15 protein-coding genes are annotated in these 22,315 nt (G+C 72.1%); 11 read left to right on the top strand and 4 right to left on the bottom strand.

Going from position 1 to position 22,315, the window contains the following annotated elements; genetic code table 11:
- From FHX37_RS18135 to FHX37_RS18125, 3 genes are read right to left on the bottom strand one after another with little or no spacing between them, the layout of a single operon-like run.
- Nucleotides 1-1,293: a DegT/DnrJ/EryC1/StrS family aminotransferase gene (locus FHX37_RS18135; RefSeq protein ID WP_141925432.1), complete on the bottom strand. Its 1,293-nt coding sequence runs from the start codon at nucleotides 1,291-1,293 to the stop codon at nucleotides 1-3.
- The gene (locus FHX37_RS18130) at nucleotides 1,290-2,315 is read right to left on the bottom strand and encodes a BtrH N-terminal domain-containing protein (RefSeq protein ID WP_141925431.1); all 1,026 of its coding nucleotides are present in this window, start codon (nucleotides 2,313-2,315) and stop codon (nucleotides 1,290-1,292) included. The genes FHX37_RS18135 and FHX37_RS18130 overlap by 4 nt, the downstream gene beginning before the upstream one ends.
- On the bottom strand, nucleotides 2,312-2,788 hold the full coding sequence (locus FHX37_RS18125; RefSeq protein ID WP_246062431.1) for a hypothetical protein: 477 nt from the start codon (nucleotides 2,786-2,788) through the stop codon (nucleotides 2,312-2,314). Before FHX37_RS18125 ends, FHX37_RS18130 begins: the two co-directional genes overlap by 4 nt.
- Nucleotides 2,789-2,992: 204 nt before the next feature.
- Between FHX37_RS18125 and lysW the strand changes: the two genes are divergently transcribed.
- The 10 genes from lysW (at nucleotide 2,993) to FHX37_RS18080 (ending at nucleotide 18,928) form a co-directional block, all read left to right on the top strand.
- Entirely contained in the window at nucleotides 2,993-3,157 is a 165-nt protein-coding gene (gene lysW / locus FHX37_RS23295) for a lysine biosynthesis protein LysW (RefSeq protein WP_211351948.1), read from the top strand.
- Complete coding sequence (locus tag FHX37_RS18120) at nucleotides 3,154-4,029, top strand: RimK family alpha-L-glutamate ligase (RefSeq protein WP_246062429.1); 876 nt, start codon at nucleotides 3,154-3,156, stop codon at nucleotides 4,027-4,029. The genes lysW and FHX37_RS18120 overlap by 4 nt, the downstream gene beginning before the upstream one ends.
- Entirely contained in the window at nucleotides 4,026-5,006 is a 981-nt protein-coding gene (argC, locus tag FHX37_RS18115; RefSeq protein ID WP_141925429.1) for an N-acetyl-gamma-glutamyl-phosphate reductase, read from the top strand. Before FHX37_RS18120 ends, argC begins: the two co-directional genes overlap by 4 nt.
- 29 nt (nucleotides 5,007-5,035) lie before the next feature.
- On the top strand, nucleotides 5,036-5,830 hold the full coding sequence (locus FHX37_RS18110) for a [LysW]-aminoadipate kinase (protein ID WP_246062428.1): 795 nt from the start codon (nucleotides 5,036-5,038) through the stop codon (nucleotides 5,828-5,830).
- Nucleotides 5,827-6,951, top strand: coding sequence for a M20/M25/M40 family metallo-hydrolase (locus FHX37_RS18105; RefSeq protein ID WP_141925427.1), 1,125 nt, complete (start codon nucleotides 5,827-5,829; stop codon nucleotides 6,949-6,951). The genes FHX37_RS18110 and FHX37_RS18105 overlap by 4 nt, the downstream gene beginning before the upstream one ends.
- Nucleotides 6,941-7,759, top strand: a complete 819-nt coding sequence (locus FHX37_RS18100) for an SDR family oxidoreductase (RefSeq protein ID WP_141925426.1) — start codon at nucleotides 6,941-6,943, stop codon at nucleotides 7,757-7,759. Before FHX37_RS18105 ends, FHX37_RS18100 begins: the two co-directional genes overlap by 11 nt.
- A gap of 37 nt (nucleotides 7,760-7,796) precedes the next feature.
- Nucleotides 7,797-12,350 carry a non-ribosomal peptide synthetase gene (locus FHX37_RS18095; RefSeq protein ID WP_141925425.1) on the top strand — a complete coding sequence of 1,518 codons (4,554 nt, stop codon included), beginning with the start codon at nucleotides 7,797-7,799 and terminating at the stop codon, nucleotides 12,348-12,350.
- A 46-nt stretch (nucleotides 12,351-12,396) separates the two neighbouring features.
- The gene (locus FHX37_RS18090; protein WP_141925424.1) at nucleotides 12,397-12,618 is read left to right on the top strand and encodes an MbtH family protein; all 222 of its coding nucleotides are present in this window, start codon (nucleotides 12,397-12,399) and stop codon (nucleotides 12,616-12,618) included.
- Nucleotides 12,615-17,933 carry a type I polyketide synthase gene (locus tag FHX37_RS18085; RefSeq protein WP_211351947.1) on the top strand — a complete coding sequence of 1,773 codons (5,319 nt, stop codon included), beginning with the start codon at nucleotides 12,615-12,617 and terminating at the stop codon, nucleotides 17,931-17,933. Before FHX37_RS18090 ends, FHX37_RS18085 begins: the two co-directional genes overlap by 4 nt.
- 158 nt (nucleotides 17,934-18,091) lie before the next feature.
- Complete coding sequence (locus FHX37_RS18080) at nucleotides 18,092-18,928, top strand: alpha/beta fold hydrolase (RefSeq protein WP_141925423.1); 837 nt, start codon at nucleotides 18,092-18,094, stop codon at nucleotides 18,926-18,928.
- Between the two features lie 387 nt (nucleotides 18,929-19,315).
- On the opposite strand, the gene FHX37_RS18070 is transcribed toward FHX37_RS18080, so the two are convergent.
- Nucleotides 19,316-20,557 (bottom strand): AGE family epimerase/isomerase, encoded by a 1,242-nt coding sequence (locus tag FHX37_RS18070; protein ID WP_141925422.1) that lies wholly within the window; start codon nucleotides 20,555-20,557, stop codon nucleotides 19,316-19,318.
- 598 nt (nucleotides 20,558-21,155) lie between these two features.
- Between FHX37_RS18070 and FHX37_RS18065 the strand changes: the two genes are divergently transcribed.
- Nucleotides 21,156-22,100, top strand: a complete 945-nt coding sequence (locus FHX37_RS18065; protein WP_141925421.1) for a carbohydrate kinase family protein — start codon at nucleotides 21,156-21,158, stop codon at nucleotides 22,098-22,100.
- Nucleotides 22,101-22,315 lie beyond the last annotated feature (215 nt).

The following is a 22,315-nucleotide window of genomic DNA, read 5'->3' as shown; positions in this document are numbered from 1 at the left end:
TCACCGCCCCCTCACCGCGTCTCGCCAGTCCCGGATCCGGGGCCGTGCTCTAGCCATGCGAAGAACCAGGTCGCGGTGGTGCCAGACCTTCTCGAACGCCTCCGCGTAGGCCGGGAGGACCGTGGCCGCGTCCGGGCCGAGATGCCGTCGCTGCAAGCACAGCGAGTCGTCGACGGCGGCGCAGCTGACGGGGAACGCCTCAGCGAGCTCCGCGTCGCTGGTGTCCGGGGCGCGGAACGCTGGGTGCGCCGGAAGGGGGGCCGTCTGGTACTGGGAGACCGGCACCCCCTCCGCGCGCAGGGCGCGGTGGAACGCCTCGCGCACCGCCGCCGGGTGCGTGTCCTCGATCCCCAGCTCCGCGGGGGCGAGGCGCAGGCGGATGATGTGCCACGCGTGCGTGCGGTCCGGCGGGACGTGCGGCACACGCAGGCCGGGCAGGCGCGCGAGCCGCGCGCACAGGTCCGCGGCCGCCCGCTCCCGGGACGCGGCGTAGTCGGGGAACCGGTCGAGTTGGGACCGGGCGAAGGCCGCCTGGACGGGACTCAGGCGCGCGTTCCCTCCCGGCCGGTGGGTGAGGTAGGTGCGCACTCGGGTGGGCGGGGCCTCTCCGAAGTTCCGCGCGGTGGTGACGGCACGGTGCAGCTCGGTGGAGTCGGTGGTGACGAGCCCGCCCTCCCCGCAGCTGGGGAGGTTCTTGCTGGGGTGCAGGCTGAAGCAGCCGAGCGTTCCCACTCCTCCCACCGGGGTTCCGCGGTAGGAGGCGCCGTGTGCCTGGGCCGCGTCCTCGACCACCGGAAGGTGGTGCTCTCGGGCGGCCGCGTTCAGCCCGTCCATGTCGGCGGGCAGGCCGTGGAGGTGAACCGGCAGCAGAGCCGTGCTGCGCGGGGTGAGGGCGGCGCGGACGCTCCGCGGGTCCAGGGTGAGGGTGTCGGGCTCGATGTCGGCGAAGACCGGTGCGGCACCACGCTGGCGGACGGCGTGGGCGGTCGCGTTCATGGTCAGGGCGGGAAGGATGACCTCGTCCCCCGCGCCGACGCCGAGCGCCGCGAGAGCGGCGTGCAGGGCCGCTGTGCCGGAGGCGACCGCGGCACAGTGCGCCACCCCGACGTGCTGCGCCCAGGCCTGTTCCAGGGCGGGAACCTCGGTCTCTCCCGCCGCGGTCGCGGTCAGACGGCCGTTGCGCAGTACCCTCAGGACGGCCTGTTCCTCCCCGGACGTCACCACGGGCCACGGGGCGTCGTCGGACCCCCGGGGGACCGCCCGCGCCCCGCCCAGCATCGCCAGCGCGCTCATCGTGCTCTCCCGGCGACGCGCTCCAGATGCTCCAGGCACTCTTCCCAGGTGCCGCGCAGGCGTCGGCCCAGTGTCGTGACGCGGTCGTGGTGCGGACGGTCACTGGTCGCCTCGTGGGCGGCGGCCACGCGGAACCCGGTCCAGGCGTGTGCCACCCGGTCGACCGAGTGGGCCGCCTCTGCCAGGTCGGGGGCTCCCAGCCGGCGCGCGGCACGGGTGAGGAACGCGCTGTGCAGGCTGGCCTCGGCCTGTGCGGGCCAGCCGAGGATGTAGATCTCGCGCAGTGTTCGGGGCCGCTCGTGGTTGTCCGGAGCCCGCAGCTCCTCCAGCAGGTCCGACAGGGCCTGCGGCCCCTGCCGGAGGGCACGCTGCTCGGTGGTGTTCGCGCGGATGCTTCCGTACACCCACTCGGGTCCGGGCTCTGGCTGCGGCCCGGACACCCCGACTTCCAGCCAGCGCCATGAGGGGTTGCTGCCGGCGAAGAACGGGTCGCTCTCGTCGTCGAGGCTGATACGGCCACGCGCCTCCTGCAGCACGGCACGCGGCAGGTTCCCGGAGAACGAGGGCGGCACCGGGTCGATCACCCGGTAGACGTCGTGCTCGGGGTCGTATCCCGTGACGATGACCAGGTGCGCGGCGTGCACGTCGCGGTAAGCGGGCCGGAACGGGAGATGGAAGTTGTTGACCGCGACGATCGCCGGTGTTCCCCGCTCCAGGGCGGTGCGGAGGTCGCGGTGCGCCTCCGCGGGGCTGGAGGGGTGGTGCCACCGCAGCCGCACGGGGTGGTCCCCGCACAGGGTGTCCTGGAGTCGTTCCCCGGCGGGATGGAAGTACTCCACCGGTTCGACCGGACCCGCTGGGAGGTGGAAGCGCCAGCTGGAGCCGAGCGCCTGCACGGGGTCCCATCCCGCGCGCTCCAGCACGTGGCCGATGTCGAGCTGCAGGCAGCTACACAGGTCGTCGTACCAGGAGAGGGACGGCTCGGCGGGAAGGAGGGAAGGCTCGGCGGGAAGCGTGGTCATCGCACCTCCTCTGTGGACAGCGCGAAGATGTGGATGGCCGGGTTGTCGGGCAGCCGGAACCCGCGGAGCGTCTCGCGCCTGGTGACCGGCACGCGCACCGCCCAGATCTGGCCGCTGAGGTTGTCCTGCCGGTGGTGGGGGTAGTGCATCGCCGGCGACCGCGCGGCCAGGAGCTCACCGAAGTGCGACCGCGCGGGGAGGAAGTCCGAGACACGCAGCCGTTCCCGGTCGGCGGCCCCCGAGGAGTAGTGGATATGGACCGTCTCCTCGCAGCGGCGCTCTGAGGTAGCCAGCAGGTGCAGCCAGTCCGCCGCTGTCTCCGGAAGCTCCAGATACTGCCCGGCGCAGCGGATGTTGTCCGGTGCCTCGCCCGTGGCGGGAGACACGGAGAAGGGGACGCCGTCTACGGTGATCTGCTCGTGCGGCATGGTCTCCGACGGCAGACTGTTGCCCCAGACATTCAGCGCGCCCAAGTGTAGGGTTTGTAGTGTTGTCAGAGCGATGTTGTTCTTGTAACGCTGCAGTTCGACGGTCGTTATCGCGTGTGTGCGCCGGATTTCTGTCTCCGCGGTGCCCGTCACGTCTCCACTCTCGTCACATGAAGTGTTTTGGCTAAATCTATGCTAGCTTCTATGTAGATTAATGACTCTAGTCGCAAAATATGCAGGAGGCAACTTGTGACGGTATGCCCCGAATGTCAGGGACAGGTCTCGTTGCCGGACACGGCTATGGCCGCGGAGATCGTGGTGTGCGAGGACTGTTCGAGCGAACTGGAGGTCGTCGCGGTGGACCCGCCCGTTCTCGCGTTGGCTCCGGAGGTCGAGGAGGACTGGGGAGAGTGACCGGGGACGGAGACGCCGGGGCATGGGCGGCGGCACCGGTGGCGCTGGTCGCCACCCGTATCCGGGTCGAGGAGCGGATGCTCCTCGACGCGTTCCAGCGGAGAGCGGTCCCATGCCATCACGTCGACGACCGTTCCCTGGTCTACCGGGTCGGCGGGCCTCCGCCACCGTGGCGCGCCGTGGTCAACCGCGCCTTGTCCGCCAGCCGGCGGCTGGAGGTGAGCCGATGGTGCGAGGCGGTGGGCACACCGGTGCTGAACACGCCGGACACCCTGGCGCGCTGCGATAACAAGATCGCCACGGCGCTCGCGCTGCACCAGGCGGGAATCCCCGTTCCGCACACCGTGGTCGCGCTCGACCCCGCTGCCGGCGGCGACGCGGCCGAGGAGATCGGATTCCCCGCCGTGGTCAAGCCGACCACCGGGTCCTGGGGTCGGGGGGTCGCCAGGATCGGCGACCGGGACGCCGCCGAAGCGGTCTTCGAGCTCCGCGGGCAGCTGGCCTCACCCACACAGCGCCTCGGTCTCCTCCAGGAGTTCCGGTACGGCCGGGACCTCCGCGTCCTCGTCGTCGGCGGGAGCGCCGTCGCCGCGATCACCCGGGAGTCCGGCCACTGGGTGCGGAACACGGGACGCGGGGCTCGCGCCCGCGCTTACGCGCTCGACGCGGAGTTGGCGAGCCTCGCCGAACGCGCCGCCGCGGCGGTGGGCGGCGGAGTGCTCGGCGTCGACCTGTTGGAGACCGACACCGGAGAGCGTCTGGTGCTGGAAGTCAACGGAGCGGTGGAGTTCCACGGGCTCTCCGCGGCCCACACGGACGCGCCGATCGCCGAGACCATCGCCGACCACGTCCTCAGCGGAGCCCCGGGATGAGAGTCAGTGTCGTGGGAGCCCGCGGATACGTGGGCGGGGAACTGGTTCGGCTGGTGCTGGGGCACCCGGAGCTGGAGCTCGTCCAGGCGACCTCGCGGAGCTGTGCGGGAAGGCCGCTGGGCGCTGTGCACCCGAACCTGCACCACCATTCCGGGGTGCGTTTCACCGCGCCGGAGCAGCTGGAACCAGCCGACGCCGTCCTCGCCGCCGTGCCGGCGGGTGAGCTGGCCGGCGTACACCAGCGGCTCACCAGCGCAGCGCGCGTCGTGGTCGACCTCAGTCCGGACAGTCGCGACCCGCGGACGGCTCCGGAACCGGGTTACACGCTGGGAATGCCCGAGCTGAACCGCGCCGCCCTGTCCGGCGCCACCAGGATCAGTGTCCCCGGCTGCATGGCGACAGCCGCGGTGCTGGCGCTACGGCCACTGGTCTCCGCGGGCCTGGTGGACGGAGAGGCGCTCGTGGACGCGCGCACCGGGTCCAGCGGCGCGGGAACCGCGCCGACGACGGCGACCCACCATCCCGAACGCCAGAACGCCCTGCGTGTGTACCGCGCGGCCGGACACCGGCACGCGGACGAGATCGCGAGGATATGCGGCGTACGGACCCGGATGACGGTGACGGCCGTGCCCCTCGTGCGTGGTGTGCAGGCCGTGGTCCACGCGCGTCCCCCGCGTCCGGTGTCGCGCGCCGAGGTGTGGGACGCCTACCGCGCGTGCTACGCGGAGGAGCCCTTCATCCGCCTGGTAGCGCGGCGGGCGGGACCGCACCGGTTGCCCGACCCGCAGTTCCTGACCGGTAGCAACTTCGCCGACCTCGGCTTCGACGTGGACGAGGACGGCGCGCGGATCGTCTCTGTGGCCGCCCTGGACAACCTGATGAAAGGCGCGGCGGGGGGAGCCGTGCAGAGCTTGAACGCCGCGTCGGGGATCGCGGAACGGGCGGGGCTGGAGTTCCCCGGGCTGCACGCGGGTTGAGGGAGTGGTGCGAGATTCCGGACGTACATGTGGTCAAGGTCGGCGGTTCCGTCCGCACTGGTGCGGTACTCGACGACGTCGCCGCGTTCACGGAGGAGGGAGCGCGTGTGGTCCTCGTCCACGGGGGAGGAGGGGAGGTGGACCGCCTCGCGGCGCGGTTGGGGATGCCCGCCCGCACCCTCACCTCTCCGGACGGCACCCGCGGCCGCAGGACCGATCCCGAGACACTCGACGTGGTGGCCATGGCTCTGCTCGGGCGGGTCAAACCCGCTCTGGTCGAGGGGCTGCGCGCGCGCGGTGTGACCGCGGCGGGGCTGTGCGGAGCCGACGGGGCGATGGTGACGGCCGAACGGAAACGGGCGCTGCGCTCGGTGGAGGACGGGCGGGTGCGCGTGGTCCGGGACGACCGATCCGGCCGGATCACCGGGGTGCGGCCGGAGGCGTTGCGCGCGCTCCTCGCCGCGGACATGGTCCCGGTCGTGTCCCCGCCCGCCGCCAGCGAGGACGGTGCTCCGCTCAACGTCGACTCCGACCACGTGGCGGCGCGGATCGCCTCGGCCCTGCCGGCCGCCTCCCTGGCGCTGCTGACCGACATGCCCGGTGTCCTGCGGGACCCGGGCGACCCCTCCTCGCTCCTGCGCGCGATCGACGGCCAACGGGACGAGGCCGATGGGCGGATGCGGCACAAGGTGCGTGCGGCCCTGGACGCGCGGCGGTACGTGCCCCGGGTCGCCATCGCGTCCGCGCACTCCGCGCACCCGCTGCGGGACGCGCTGAACGGTGGGGGGACAGTGGTCACCACCTCCCCCGGGGAGGACATATGAGGGACGCGGACTACCCAGCCTGGCTGCTGCGCGAGATGCTGCGTATCCCGTCGGTGTCCGGACAGGAGAACAGGCTCGCCACCTTCCTGGCCGGGCAGATGGAGCGCCTGGGCATGACGGCGCACGTGGACGCGGTGGGAAACGTGCACGGCGTGACCGGACCCGCCCGCGGGCCCACGGTGATGCTCCTCGGCCACATCGACACCGTCCCCGGCCGAGTGCCGGTGTGCCGCGTCGGCGACCTGCAGTACGGCCGCGGGGCCGTGGACGCCAAAGGCCCGATGGCGGCCATGATCTGCGCCGCGGCGCGCGTGGCCGGCGTCCGGACACACGTCGTCGGCGCGGTGTGCGAGGAGGTCGCGGGATCGCGCGGCGCCGGACACCTGCTGGCGCACACTCCCGCCCCCGACGCGGTGGTGATCGGTGAGCCCAGCGGGTGGGACGGCGTCTGCCTCGGTTACAAGGGCCGAGTGGGGGTCGGCTACGAGACCAGCAAGCCGCCGTCGCACACGAGCAGCCCGGAACCCACAGCGGTGGAGTCGGCGGCCGCGTTCTCCCGCCTGGTGCAGGAGTACCTGCGGACGGCGTCGCGCGCCGTGGACCCGGTCGCCTTCGATGCGGCCGCGGGAACCCTGGTGCGGTTGGAAGGCGACCTGAGCAGGGCGGAGGCGTTCCTGACCTGCCGGGTCCCGCCCGAGTTCGACTTCGACGGTTTCGAGGCGCACGTGCGGGCCCGCGCGCACGGGCGGGTCTGGTTCGACGAACGGGTCCCCGCGGTGCGCCGGAACCGCGGCGACCCGGTGGTCAGCGCACTACGCGCCGCGATCGCGGCGACCGGCGGCAGCCCCGCGCTGCGGCTGAAGGCCGGGACCTCCGACATGAACACGGTGGACGCGTGGCACGTTCCGATGGCCGCCTACGGCCCCGGTAACGCGCACCTTGACCACACCAGTGACGAGCACATACCGATCGCGGACCTCAGCCGGTCCGTCGATGTGCTCACCCGGGCCCTGGCACGGATCGGCACACGCCTGCGCGCGGTGCCCGGAACGCCGCGACCGGAGCGTTCCGGGACCGCGCTGACCGGTGACACAGGAAAGGGGGCCGGTGATGCGGCTTGACGGACGGACGGCGATGGTCACGGGAGCGGCGCGGTCGCTGGGACGCGCGCACGCCCTGCTATTCGCCCGTGAGGGCGCGGACCTGCTGCTGGTGGACCGGTGCGCCACGGAGGGTCCCTACCCTCTGGCGGGCCGCAAGGAGCTGGAGGAGACCGCTGAGGAGTGCCGCCGGCACGGCAGCAGGGTGGTGACCGCGGTCGCGGACGTGCGGGACCGGGAGGCGGTCGATGACGCGGTGCGCACGGGCGTGGACACGTTCGGCCGGATAGACGCGCTGGTGAACAACGCGGGACTGCTCGCTCCCGGCGGTGTCCCCTCCCACGAGCTGAGCGAGGACGAGTGGAACCTGGTCATCGACGTCAACCTCAACGGTACCTGGCGGTGCTGCCGGGCGGTGCTGCCGCACATGGCCGCCCAGCGGTTCGGGACGATCGTGAACACCGCCTCGACGGGCGGCAGGGTCGCGTTCGAGCTGTACTCCAACTACGTCGCCGCCAAACACGCGGTGGTGGGGCTGACGAAAGCACTGGCACTCGAGTACGGCCGCTCCGGCATACGCGTCAACGCGGTCTCCCCCAGCACCGTGGCCGTCGGCGACGGAACGGACGCGGTGAGCACCACCGCGGTGGCCCGAAGCCTCGGCTCCTCCTTGGCCGAGTACGAACGCGCCTCCTCCACCCAGCACGCGACCGGGCGCCTGGTGACAGCGGAGGAGGTGGCCGCGGCCTGCCTGTGGCTCACGAGCACCGAGTCGGGAGGGACCACGGGCACGGACCTGCTCGTGGACGGCGGTTTCACCGCGCGCTGACCGCTCCCGGTCCGCCCCCGTCGCAGAGAGGAACGCAATGACCGAGCAAGGCAGCCCCACGCCGGACGGTCGTAGCCTGGAGCAGCGGATCGCCGCGCTCACCCCCGCACAGCGCGACGTGCTGGACCGCCTCCTCGCGGAGAGCGGTGGCTCCGAACCGGGGATCCACCGGCGCCCGCGGACACACGGCCGGCTTCCCGTGTCGTTCGAGCAGGAACGGCTGTGGTTCATGAACGAGCTGGTCCCCTACCGCGCGATCTTCCACGTTCCCCTCGCGTTGCGGCTCCGCGGCCGGGTGGAGGTCGACGCGCTGCGGCGCGCGTTCGCGCGGCTCACCGAGCGCCACGAGGCGTTGCGCACGGTCTTCCAGGACGGGGAGGACGGCCCGTGCCAGGTGGTGCGCGAAGGGATGGCGGTGGACGTCACCGTGCACGACTGCCGGGACGCTCCAGACCCGGAGCTCGCGGCGCGCCGTCGGGCGTCGGACTCCGTTGCCGCCCCCTTCGATCTGCGTTCCGGTCCGCTCCTGCGGTGCGACCTCTACACGATCGGCGCGGAGGACCACCTGTTCCTCCTCACCCAGCACCACATCATCTCCGACTACTGGTCCCTGAGCATCCTGCTGGAGGAGCTCGGAGCGCTCTACTCCGGTGAGCTCGGGAACCCCACGGACCTGCGCCCGCTGGACCTGCACTACCCGGACTTCGCGTACTGGCAGCGCCGCGCGAAGAACCGCACCGCCCTGGAGAGGCAGCTCACCTACTGGAGGGACCAGCTCGACGACATCCCGGAACTGCTGGAGCTTCCCACCGACCACCCGCGTCCGGCGATGCGTACCAGCCAGGGAGCGTTCCACCACGTCGAGTTCCCGGCGGAGCTCGTGGCGCCCATGCGCGAGCTCGCCCGGGAGCACGCCACCACCCTGCACGTCGCGTTCCTCGCGCTGTACGCCGGGTTGCTGTCCCGACTGACGCGTCAGGAGGTCCTCGTCATAGGCGTCCCCGTGGCCGGACGCTCCCGCCCCGAAACGCAGCGCATGGTCGGCTACTTCCTCAACTGGCTGGCGATCCGGGTGAGTGTGGCGGACCGTCCCTCGCTACGGCAGCTCGTGCGCCGGGTGGGACAGACGCTCACTGACGCGATGGCACACCAGGACGTCCCGTTCGAGATGCTGGTGCACGAGCTCCAACCAGCGCGCCAACCCGGGGTCACCCCGATCTTCCAGACCTCCTTCAGCCTGCGGGACGGCGCTCCGAACCCCCCGTCGCTGCCAGGACTGGAGGTGAGCTTCGCCGACCTGGACGGCGGGGCGACCCACTTCGACCTCATGGCGGAGCTGTGGTGCGAGGAGGACCGGGTCGTCGGTTACCTCCCCTATGACGACGACCTGTTCGACGCCGCCACTGTGGCGCGGTTCGCCGACTGGATGCACCGCCTCCTCGCGGCCGGTACCGCGGACCCGGACCGGCCCGTCGCCGCGTTGCCGCTCCTTTCCGCGGAGGAGCGGAGACAGGCGGTCGGACAGGGGCCGTCGGACCTCGGCGCGGCGGACACCCCCGTGCACCAGCGGTTCGCGGAGCAGGCGCGGCGCCGACCGGAGGCGACGGCGCTTTCGGACGAGGCCACACACCTGAGCTACGGGGAGCTGGAGCGTCGGGCCAACCGCGTGGCGCACGTGCTGCGGCGGCGCGGTGTGGGCCCGGGAGCGTTCGTCGGGATCATGCTCGACCGCAACGCCGATCTGGTGGCCGCGATCCTCGGCGTGCTCAAGTCCGGGGCCGCCTATCTTCCGGTCGACCCGGACAGTCCTGCGGCGCGCACCGCCCACCAGTTCACGGAGTGCTCGGTCGCGGCGGTGCTGGTCGCCACCGACCTGATGGACCGGCTTCCCGACGCTGGGCCTCCGGCGGTACCGCTGGACTGGTCCGCTCCGGAGCTCGCCCGGGCGCAGACGACCCCGGTCGACGTCGACGTCCCGATCGACGCGCCCGCGTACGTCATCTACACCTCCGGTTCCACCGGCGCGCCGAAGGGGGTCGTGGTCTCGCACGCGAACGTCGCCCGTCTGTTCACCGCGGCTCGGCGTTACATGGAGCTGGGCGCGGACGACACGTGGACCTTGTTCCACTCCTGCGCTTTCGACTTCTCGGTCTGGGAGATGTGGGGGGCGCTCGCGCACGGCGGGCGCCTGGTCGTGGTCCCCCGCTGGGTGACACGCGCTCCCGACGCGCTGGTGGAACTGGTGCGGCGGGAGCGCGTGACCGTCCTCAGCCAGACCCCTTCGGCCTTCCAGCAGTTCTCCCGCGTCCTGGGAAACAAGGACGCCCCCGACACGCTGCGGCTCGTGGTGTTCGGCGGAGAGGCGCTGGAACACGCGGCGCTCGCCGAGTGGATGCGCGCGTTCGGTGACGAGCGGCCTCGGCTGGTCAACATGTACGGGATCACCGAGACGACCGTCCACGTGACCTTCCGCCGTGTCACCGCCGAGGACCTCACCTGCCACGACTCCCTGATCGGCCGCCCCTTGCCGGACCTCGCGCTGTACCTCCTCGATGGGGAGCTGTCACCGGTCCCCACCGGCCTTCCCGGGGAGATCGTCGTCGGCGGGGCGGGGGTGGCGCTCGGTTACCAGCGCTCCGGCGGGATGACCGCGGAGCGCATGGTGCCGGACCCCTACACCCCGGTGCCGGGGGCGCGGATGTACCGCACCGGCGACATCGGAGTGCGTCGTGACGACGGGGAGATCGTCTACCTCGGCCGTGCGGACGAGCAGCACAAGATCCGCGGGCACCGGGTGGAGCTCGGTGAGGTGCGGGCCGCTCTCGACGCGCTGGACGAGGTGGCCGAGAGCACGGTGCTGGCGGAGCGGGGACGCACCGGCCACACGGAGCTCACCGCCTACGTGGTGCCGGCCGCCGGGCGGGAGACCACCCCTACCCGCGTGCGCCGCGAGCTGGCACGGCACGTGCCCGACTGGATGACGCCCTCCTCGGTGGTGCTGGTCAACGCGCTTCCTCTCACCCGGAACGGGAAACTGGACCGGAACGCGCTGGCGGAGCTTCGCGCGCGTCAGCGGGACGACCGCTCCTCCCGCACACCCCCGGAGGGGGAGACGGCCACCGCGCTCGCACGGATCTGGTCCGAGCTACTCACCACGACGGATGTCGGGGCGCAGGACGACTTCTTCGCGTTGGGAGGCCACTCCCTCATGGTCGTGCGGCTCGTCGCGGCGATCCACGATCGTCTGGGAGTGGACGTCCCCATGGAGACGCTGTTCCGCTGTCCGCAGCTGCAGGAGATGGCGGACGCGCTCGACGCGTTCGCCGCGGCTTCCCCCCGAGGGGGGCAGGAAGAGCTCCCCGCCCCAGAGCCGGCGGAACGCGACACCTCCGCCGACATCGCGGCGGTGCGGGCCGAGATCGCCGCTCGCGTCGCCCCGCCCGACACGGGCGCGGACGCGTTTTCCCCGGCCACGGGGGACACGGTTCTGCTCACGGGAGCGACCGGTTTCGTGGGTTCCTTCGTCCTCGCCCACACGCTGGCCCGGGGCAAGACCGTGGTGTGCCTGCTGCGCGGCGGCGCCGAGCGGCGAGACGCGCTGGTACGCGGGCTGCGGGGACTCGGAGAGTGGCGGGAGGAGTACGAGGGACGGATCGAGGTCGTGGACGGCGACGTCGGCGAGCCGCACCTCGGCATGGACCCCGACACCTACCGGGACCTGGCCGGCCGGGTGGGCGACGTAGTCCATACGGCGGCATGGGTCAACCACGTGTACCCCTACGCGCCCCTTGCGGACGTGAACGCGCACAGCGCCGCTGGCGTTCTCGGATTCGCCGCCACCACGCGCCGCAAGAGCGTCACGCTGGTCTCCACCAGCGCTGTCGTCGACTCCTCCGGCTACCCGGAGGGGGCGGAGATCGACGCTGCCCCGCTCACCGCGCTACCGGCGGAGAGCAGGGGGTACGTGCGTTCCAAGGCCGTGGCCGAGCTGTACCTCGAGCACGCCCGCGCGTTCGGTGTCCCAGCGGTGGCCGTCCGGCTGCCCACGGTGATGGGGGACCGGCGGGGCTTCCAGGTGAATCCCGCCGACGCGCTGTGGAGCTGGACCTCGGCCATGATCGCTACCGGCAGCTACCCCGAGAGCTTCGCCGACCCCGAGAACGAGCTGCTGCAGGGGCTCCCCGGAGACGCGGTGGCACAGGCGGTCTCCGCGGCGGCCCCCGCGCGTGGCTCCGAACCGGGCCACCGGATCGTCAACGCCGTACCCGACGTCGTGTGCGGAACCCGCACCCTGCTGGACGGGCTGCGCGTATCCGGACACGTCCTCGCACCAGTACCGGACCGGGAATGGTACGAGCTGGTCGGCGGCCTCGACCCCCAGAGGGTGTGGGTGGCGGGCATCGCCCGCCACATCGCCCGCCAGCCCGGCGACGAGGCCCAAAGGCGGCGGCTGTTCCGTTTCGTGGCGGACGGCGACCCCGAGGTGCACCGCATCGTGAACTCCCAGGCGATCTCCTCCCCGGAGGAGCTCGCGGGCTACATCGACTCGCTCACGCGCGGCGACGCGTCCGCACGAGGAGCGGCTTCCTGACCACTCCCGCAGGGGAGCACGCGGACGAGACGGATAGGAGTGTCTCTTGGATTCCGACGGACGGACGTACCACGTGGTCGTCAACCACGAGGAGCAGTACTCGATCTGGCAGGAAGGCTGGGACATCCCGGCGGGATGGAGAGCTGAGGGGTTCAGCGGGACGAAGGAGGAGTGCCTCCACCACATATCCGGGATCTGGACGGACCTGCGGCCGTTGAGCCTGCGCCAGCGGCTGGCGCAGGGCGCGGAAGGGAGCGTTGAGGAGTGACGGAACACAACGACGGCGACGCCATCGCGATCGTCGGGATGAGCTGCCGGTTCGCTCCCGACCTCTCCTCCCCGGAGGAGTTGTGGTCGTTCCTCGCCCACGGTCGGAGCCACGTCAGCGACATGCCGGACAAGCGGTGGGACCCCTACACGGCCGGCAGCCCCGACGCGACAGCGATCCTGCGCCGCACCACCCGCAAGGGCGCCTTCCTCGACGACATCGAGGGGTTCGACGCGGAGTTCTTCCAGATCACACCACGCGAGGCGGAGTACCTCGACCCGCAGCAGCGGATCACCCTGGAACTGGCCTGGGAAGCGCTGGGGGACGCGGGCGTGCAACCACTCGCGCTCGGCGGAACCGAGGCCGGGGTGTTCGTCTCGGCGAACTCCAACGACTACGGCCGTAGGCTGCTCGAGGACATCTCCCGCACCGGCGCGTGGGCGGTGAACGGGACGACGTACTACGGCATCGCCAACCGCGTGTCGTACTTCCTGGACCTGCGCGGGCCCAGCATGGCCGTGGACACCGCCTGCGCCGGCTCCCTCAGCGCTCTGCACGTCGCCTGCCAGAACCTCCGGCTCGGGGAGAGCTCCCTGGCCATCGTCAGCGGCGTCAACATCATGGCAACCCCCGCTCTCGTGGTGGCACTGGACGCTGCCGGCGCCACCTCCCCCGACGGGCGCAGCAAAGCCTTCGACCGGTCCGCGGACGGTTACGGCCGGGGTGAGGGCGCGGGCGTGATGGTGCTGAAACGCCTCGCCGACGCCCGCCGGGACGGCGACCGCGTACGTGCGGTCATCCACGGCAGCGGAGTCTTCCAGGACGGCCGCTCCGACGGGATGATGGCTCCCGACAGCGGCGCCCAGGAGAACATGCTGCGTCAGGTGTACCGGCGCGCGGACATCGATCCCGCCACGGTCGGGTACGTGGAGGCGCACGGTACCGGGACATCCCTGGGCGACCACGCCGAGACCCGAGCGCTCGGCCGGGTCCTGGGCGAAGCCCGGCAAGGGGACGACCCCCTGCTCCTCGGCACTCTGAAACCGAACATCGGCCACGTGGAGGCCGCGTCCGGCATCGCCGGTGCGATCAAGACCGTGCTCGCGTTGGAACACGGCCGGATCCCTCCCAGCCCGCACGACCAGGTGAACCCGGAGCTCGACCTCGACGCCTCCCACCTCCGCCTGGTCGCCGAGACCACCGAGTGGCCGCGGGGCGGACACCCCCGCCGTGCGGGGGTGTCCAGTTACGGCGTCGGCGGCACGATCGCGCACCTCATCCTGGAGGAGGCACCCCCTGAGCTGGCCGAACGCCAGGACGGTGGGCCGGAGCGCGAGTCCCCCCGCGTGTTCCCGCTGTCGGCGGCCTCCGAGAGCGGGATGCGCTCGCTCGCCGGCGCGGTGGCCGAGTGGGTCCGCGCCACCGCCCGCGTCCCGCTCGACGGGGTGGCGCACACCCTGACGCGCCGCCGTTCCCATCTGGCGGCGAGGGGTGCCGTCGTCGCCTCCTCCGCCGAGGAGCTGGCCCGGGAGCTGGACCAGCTCGCCACCGGCGGCCGGTCACCGCGGGTCGCCACGGGTAAGGCCGATCCCACCCGACCGTACGACGCGGTGTGGGTGTTCTCCGGACACGGCGCCCAATGGTCGGGGATGGGGCGCGAGCTGCTGCGGACCTCTCCCGAGTTCGCCGCCGCCATCGACACCCTGGCCGACGTGTTCCGGGACGAGCTCGGCTGGACCCCACGGGAGCTGATCGAGTCCGGGGGGCCTTGGACCGTCTCCCGGACCCAGGCGATGACCTTCGCGATGCACATCGCCCTGGCAGCCGTGTGGTCCGCGCACGGCGCGCGTCCCCAGGCCGTCATCGGCCATTCGGTGGGCGAGATCGCCGCCGCGGTCGTCGCCGGCGCGTTGGACACGCGCGACGCCGCCCGGTTCGCCTGCCGCCGCGCCGCAGCGCTGGAGCGGGTCGCCGGCCAGGGCGCCATGGCCATGGTCGGGTTGGGATTCTCCGAGACCGAGGGGCGCCTCGCCGGACGTGGCGACGTGGTTCCCGCCATCTCGGCCAGCCCCGACGCCACAGTGGTGTCCGGGGACAGCGACGCGGTGGAGCGCCTGGTGGAGGAACTGGCGGCGGAGGACACCGACGCGCGGCGGGTGAACACCGATGTCGCCTTCCACAGTCCGCACGTCGACGCGGTTCTGCCCGAGGTCGCTGAGGCAGCCCGCTCCCTGACGGCGCGAACCGCACGTATCCCGCTCTACAGCACCGCGCTGGCGGACGCGCGCGCCACGGACGCGCGAGACGGGGACTACTGGGTGACCAACCTCCGTCACCCCGTCAGGTTCACCGAGGCGGTACGTGCCGCGCTGGCGGACGGCGCCCGCGCCTTCCTCGAGGTGTCCTCGCACCCGGTGGTCGCGCACTCCCTCACCGAGACCGCGCTCGACGCGGGTCAGGGGGACACGGTCGTGGCCGCCACCCTCCGCCGTGACCAGCCGGAGCGCGAGACGCTCCTGGCCAACCTCGCGCGGCTGCACTGCGGCGGCATGCGCGTGGACTGGCACTACGAGGGAGACCTGGTCACCCTCCCCACCGTCCACTGGCAGCACCGTCCCTACTGGATCTTTCCCGAGCACGCCTCCGAGGAGCGCGGCGGGGGGCACGACCCGGACAGCCACACCCTGCTCGGTGGGCGTACGACGGTGGCGGGGGCACCCGCCCAGCACGTGTGGCAGACGCACCTGGACATGTCGAACCGTCCCTACCCGCAGGACCACAAGGTCGTGGGAGTGGAGACGGTCCCGGCCTCGGTCGTCATCAACTCGTTCGTCGCCGCTGCCACCCGCGACGGGAGCCGCCCCGGCCTGTCCGACATCGTGCTTCGCACGCCCCTCGCGTCCACACCGCCCCGGGTGGTGCAGGTCGTCCTCGACCGGAACCGGGTGTGGCTGGCCAGCCGCATCCGGCGGGAGGAGGACACGGACACGGCCACTGGCCACGACCACGAGTGGATCACGCACGCTACGGCCACGGTGGACCGGTCCGCGGCGGTGTGTCCGAGCCCCGTGGACGATATCGCCGCGATCCGCGCTCGCTGCCCGGAGGAGTGGACATGGGACCGGGTCGATGCCGTCTTCCGCGCCATGGGTGTGGACGGCTACACCTTCCCCTGGGTGGTGGAGGAGCTGCGCCGCAACGAGACGGAGCAGCTCGCGGTCGTGACCATCGACCGAACTCCCAAACTGCACCCGAGTAGCTGGTCGGCGGTCATCGACGGCGCGCTCACCATCAGCGGCGTCCTGGTCACCGCGGAGGACTCGCGGACGCTGCGCACCTCCTCGCATCTCGACTCGATCGTGTTCCACGGGGAGCCCCCGGGCCGCGTCGTCGTGCACACCACCCGTTCCCCCAACGCGCCGGAGACCACCATCGACGTCCGGGTCGCGGACGAGGACGGGAACGTGGTGTGCGAGGCGAGCGGCCTCCGCTTCACCCAGGTACACGACCAGCCGGGAAGGGCCCTGCCCCCCAGCCAGCTGGTGCACCAGCTCCAGTGGCGCGCCCTCGATACCGCGGAACGGGAGGATGACGCTCTTCCGCAACGGGTACTGCTGCTCGGGGACGAGGCCGTGACTGCCCCGTTCGCGCGTCACCTCGGGCAGTGCGACGTGCCGTGCACGCGCTTGGCGCGAGCCGCGGAGCTCGCGGAGGTCCCCGCCGGAGAGGAAGGAGCCCTCGTCCTCGCTCCCGAGCCGCAACGCCCGACCGAGACCCCGGAACAGGCGGCCGAACGGTGCGCATGGGAGCTTCTGGAGACTGCCCACCACCTTGGCGCCCGTTCCACCGGGCAAGGCGGAAGGGCGGCCTCCCCCATAACACTGTGGTGCCTGGTCCGCGGCACGCGGGCTCCCCGGCACGAGTCCAGCCTCGCCCACGCTCCGCTGTGGGGTGTGTCCCGGATCATCGCGGGAGAACGCTCCGACCTGTGGGGAGGCCTGGTCGACCTCGGCGACCCCGCCGAACCGTTCGGCGCCGACACCGCGGCGTCGCTACTGCGCCTCATGGCGGAACTCGACGGAACCGAGGACGTCGTGTCCCTCACCTCCGACGACACCCACGCGGCGCGCCTGACCCAGGTGGAACAGCTGGCCGACGGGCAGCCCCTGGAGTGCCGTCCGCACGGTACGTACCTCATCACCGGAGGGTTGGGCGCGCTCGGTCTGGAGGCCGCCCGCTACCTGGTCGACCGCGGAGCGCGTCGGCTCGTCCTCGTGGGACGGCGCGGTCTGCCGCCGCGGTCCGAGTGGGAGCGGGTCGAGGATCCCGCCCTCCGCTCGCAGATCGACGCGGTGCTGGCACTGGAGGATCTGGGCGTGAGCGTCCGGGTACTCGCGCTGGACATCACGGACGCCGACGCCGTCAACGCGGCACTCGCCCCCTCGGCGCTGGGGTTTCCCCCCATTCTCGGGGTGGTGCACGCCGCTGGTGTGGTGTCGGACGCCCTGGTGGACAAGACCGAACGCCGGGACCTCCAGATCACACTGGGAGCGAAAGCCCAGGGAGCGATGGTGCTGCACCGCATGTTCCCCCCGGGCACCCTCGATTTCCTCACCCTGTTCTCCTCGTGCGGCCAGTTCGCCAGGCTGACCGGCCAGGCCAGCTACGCGGCGGCCAACTCGTTCCTGGACGGGCTCGCGGCGCTGCGGCACGCGGAGGGGCACACCGAGACCGTCAGCCTCGCCTGGACGCAGTGGCTTGGTACCGGTATGGGAGAGTCCACCGCCGACACCACCATCATGGAGGCCGAAGCACGGGGCCTGGGAGGCGTCTCCCCCGCTGAGGCGCTCCGAGCCTGGGCGTTCACGGACCGCTTCACGCTGCCGTACTACGCCGTTCTGCGCGTGCTGCCGGAACGCTCCCTTCCCGTGTTCTCGGAACTCGCTGACGCTGGCGACATCGATGCGGACGGTGGCCTGGCGGAGGGGATCGACTGGCCAGGGCTGCCCGACGCGGAGCTTGACGACCGCCTCATCGCCGAGGTCCACGAGGCAGTGGCCGCGGAGCTCAACCTGGTGGCCGCCGATATCGGGGTCGACCGTCCTCTCGTCGAACTCGGGATGGATTCCGTGATGACGGTCGGCCTCCGGGTGCGGCTGAACCGTCGGGTCGGCATAGACCTGCCTCCGACGATCCTGTGGAGCAGTCCGACGGTCCGCGCGGTGGCCGGTTTCCTGGCGGACGAGATCCGCCAGGCGCGACCACTGGCCACGGAGGCCGCGGACGAGCCGACGGAATCCACCGTCCCTGCCTAGTACCCCGGTCGGCGGGCTGTCCGCGAGGCGCGGCACTGGATATGCGCGCGGTGGAACAGGTACCCGCCGACCGGGTCCGGACCCCCGGTCCGGGGCGGGAGACGCGGCCCCGGACCGGAACCGATCACGAACCCCTGCGCTCGGAAGGGAGACGCGCGGTGAGCTGGCTGGACGTGCCCGGGGCGCGGTTGTACTACGAGACGTCGGGATCCGGGCCGCTGCTGTTGCTGATCGCTGGCGGTACCGACGACGCTCGCGACTTCGCGGGAGTCGCTCCCCTTCTCGCGCCGCACTTCACCCTCGTTGTCTACGACTGCCGCGGCGTATCGCGCAGCAGCGCCACGCGTCCGGAGCACGATGTTCCGATACCGACCCAGGCCGACGACGCGCGGCGGATACTCCAGGCGGTCGGGACCGAGCCCGCCTACGTCTTCGGTAGCAGTAGCGGCGCGCAGACCGGACTCGCCCTGGCCGCCTGCCATCCGGAACACGTGCGGGCCCTCGTGGCGCACGAGCCTCCCGCCGTCGGGCTCCTGCCCGACGGGGACCCGCGCCGTACCGTCCTGGGCAAGGTACGTGACCGGTACCGCCGCGAGGGGGTCGGCGCGGCGATGGAGACCTTCGTCGCGGGGACCGGACTGCGTGGTGCCGGTGATCCCGGCAAGCAGGTTCCGGAGAGCCCGGAAGCGGCCGTCCGCACCCGGGAGAGACTGGAACGGGTGGAGCGCAATCTCGACTTCTTCCTGGCGCACATCGTTCTGCCCACGGCCACCTACCTGCCCGACACCACCGCGTTGCGCTCCTGCCGCGTACCGGTGGCCGTTGGTGCCGGAGCGGCCTCGGAAGGCCAACTCGCCCACGACACCGCTCTGGCTCTCGCCCGTGACCTGGTGACGAAACCCGTGCTGTTCGCGGGTGGCCACACGGGCTTCGTCACCCACCCCACGTCCTTCGCCGCGACCCTGCGGGCGACCCTGCGCGGTCTTGCCCCCTAGGTAGCCGAGCGGTCGCGGCACCCCGCGCCTCCGTGCTCTGCCCTGGGAAAGCCCCTCCAGGGAGCGGGCTTTCCCAGGATGCGACCCTTTGCGGTCCGCGGCGGGCGCGCCCGCCGCGGATCCGCGCGCTCAACGCTGGAGGCGTACCCCGCAGGAGGCGGGTAGCTCGGTGAGCTGGATCTCCTGCAGCCGCGAGGTGATCTTGCGCATGCGCTCGTCGTCCCCGACCGGGACCCGGGCGAGTTCCTCGGGGAGCTCCCAGGCCTCCTCGTTCTCGTAGCGCCCGAAGTTGACGGTGGTCTGGCGCTCCTGGACCGGCAGCCGGAAGAGTCGTAGTAGGTCCAGGGGTGTTGCTGATCTGGCGCTCGTTGTTGATGATGTGGTTAATTAATCGGTCCAGTTCCCTGTGCTCCGGATCGCGTACCCGGGAACGCGCAGTCCCGAGGCCAGGGACGCTGCCGTGTAACCGTGGTAGACGTCGGGCCGGCCCCGCCAGACCACCGAGGAGGGCTGGTTGTCCGCGCCGAGCTCGTGGACCCAGTTTCCCCGGCCGTCGACAAGGTGCGTGCGGATGTGGTCCCACCAGTGCTGGGCGAGCTCGCGGTAGCGCTCCCGGCGGGTCCTGCGGTGCAGCACCTCGGCCGCGGCGGCCGCCTCCGCCGCCACCCAGTGCATTCTCAACCGCACCACGGGCCGGTCCGACCAGTCCAGGGTGTAGCAGAAACCCTCGGCCCCGTCCCGGGACCAGGAGTGGCGCACCGCCGTGGCGAACAGGTTCTCGGCGTGGTCGAGCAGCTCCCCGCCGGGGTCGGGCAGTGCCGCCTCCAGGTGCACCAGCAGCCGCGCCCACTCGATGGAGTGGCCGGGTGTCCACCCGTAGGGGCGGAACGGGTCGTCGGGCCGGTCCCGGTTGTACTCCGGGAGCACCTGCCAGTCCGGGGTGTAGTGCTCGGGCAGCCGGTAGCCGTGCGCACGGGCCTGTTCACCGATCAGGAAGTCGGCGATGCGCGATGCGCGTCGTGCCCACGCGGTGTCGCCCGTGGCGGCGGCGGTAGCGAGGAACGCCTCCACCATGTGCATGTTGCTGTTGGCCCCGCCGTAGGGCTCCGCCGCCCGCCAGGAGCGGTCCCACGACTCGCGGCACAGGCCCGCCTCCCCGTCCCAGAAGTGGTCGAGCACCACCCGGCTCGCCCGGTCGAGAAGCTCATTCGCCGACGGCACGGCCGCCGAGGTCGCGCTCGCCGCGGCCAGCAGCACGAACGCGTGCTCGTAACCGGCCTTGTCCGTGCTGACGGGGGTGCCGTCAGCGGCGATCCGGGCGAACCACCCGCCCTCCTGGTCGTCCCGCAGGGAGTCGAGCAGGGCGCGCACCCCGTGCTCGGCCAGTTCGCCGGCCGTGCTGTCCCCGTGCAGGTGGGCGAGCGCGGCGACGTGCGTCGCCCGCGCCGTGATCCACGTCTGCACGCCTTTCTCCCGGTCGGGAACGCCGTCGTCGTCCAGCCACGCGAAACCGTGCGGCTGGCGCGCGCGGTGCGTCCACCGCACGAGGGCGTCCCGTTGCCCGTCCAGCCACGGTTGTTCGGGACTCGGGGACGCCGACCGGGTGGTGTGGCTGCTGTTGTGCGCCATTCTGACTCTCTCCAGGGGGAATGCTGGTGTCGGGCCGCTGGAAGGCGGGCTTGTGCGGTTCCTGGAACCTCGTTGCCGAGGGCGAGGCGTACGGTGTTGGCTCCCGCCCGTCGGCGTTGGCACCGGTGGGGGAGAGCGCGGGCGCGGCGATGGGAGCGCATGAGTACACCCCTCCAGAGTGCTGGCCCGCCCGGGGATCGGGAAAGAGCTCCCCAACTGTCATCGCCAGTGGCTCCGGCCAGGTCCGGTTGCCCCTCAGCGCTCAACCGGTTGGCCGGGAACGTATCCCGGCTTCCCACCGGCTACCACGGGGCGGCTACCTTCCCGGGCGGCGTATGCTCTCCTCCCGACCCCGCGGGGATGGAACCGGCCCCGCGTCTCCGGTCCGCTCCGGTGCCGGTCGCGGGCGAGGGATACGTCGCCCACCGGTGCGGGTGCGAGGATGGGGCACGAGCCGAGGGCGGCGGCCGCCGGCGCGGGCGGAGAACGCCGGCACGGGGCGGTTCCCCGGCCGCCGAGCGGCCCCTGGGGCCGCCGTTGTCGAGGAGAGTCCGCGGGCGTGCGGCCGACGGTCGGCGCCTGGGAGGAAGGAGTTCTGGTGATCGTTGTCGGAGGCGAGGCCCTCGTCGACCTCGTGCCGGAGGACCCCGTTCCCCCGCCCCAGCTCGCACCGCTGGCCCCCCGGCTGGGAGGCGGCCCCTACAACGTGGCCATCGCCCTGGCCCGGATGGGGTCGCCGACCTCCTTCCTCTCCCGGATCTCCCGCGACCGGTTCGGTCAGGCCCTGCTGGAACACCTGCGCGAGTGCGGTGTGGACGTGTCGCTGGTGCAGCGGGGGGAGGAGCCCACCACGCTCGCGGTGGTCGCCCCGGAGCCGGACGGGTCCGCGCGCTACAGCTTCTACACCGACGGGACCGCGGACCGGCTGGTGGCCGACCCCGGCCCGCAGGACGCCCGGGTCGGTGCGCTGTCGTTGGGAACCCTGTCGCTGGTGCTCGAACCGGGCGCCACCACCTACGAGAGGATGCTGCTGCGGGAGTCCGCGCGGGGGGTGTTCGTGGCGCTGGACCCGAACGTCCGCGGCGACCTGATCGCGGACCCGGCGGCCTACCGCCGGCGGTTCGAGAGCTGGCTGCCGCACGTGGGGCTGCTCAAACTCTCCGTCGAGGACGCGCGCTGGCTCGCCGCGGACGGGGAGAGCGACCCCGTGTCGCAGGCGCGGCACTGGGCGGAACTGGGCCCGGCGGCGGTGGTGCTCACCCGCGGTTCGGACGGGATCTCCGTCCTCACCCCGGACGGCGCGCGGGTCGACGTCGCGGGCAGACGCTCGGAGGTCGTCGACACCATCGGAGCGGGCGACACGGTGCAGGCTGCCCTCCTGCACTGGCTCGACCGTCACGACGCCCTGGACGCCGCCGCTGTCGCGGAGCTCACCGCCGAGGACTGGCGCGCGGCCCTGGACTTCGCCGCGACCGCCGCCGCGATCACCTGTTCCCGTCCCGGAGCGGACCCCCCGTCCGCCGCCGAACTCGGCGCTGCCTGACTCCCGCGTCGTGGTGGGACCCGCGGGCGCGCGGGGAGCGCGGTGGTCGGTGTTTCCGCGGCGGAACTACCCGCACCAGGAGTTTCACGCGTGAACGCGGGCCGGCCGGTGCGTGCTGTGACGTCACAATGGCAGGGCACCCGGCGCATGGCCAATACTCACCCGGAAATTCCCATTGCGCGTGGTACCAATGCCGGCCGCCCGTACGTTTCTTT

The sequence above is a fragment of the Haloactinospora alba genome, from assembly GCF_006717075.1.
Taxonomy (GTDB): Bacteria; Actinomycetota; Actinomycetes; order Streptosporangiales; family Streptosporangiaceae; genus Haloactinospora; species Haloactinospora alba.
This window is presented reverse-complemented; position numbering and strand designations above follow the sequence as displayed.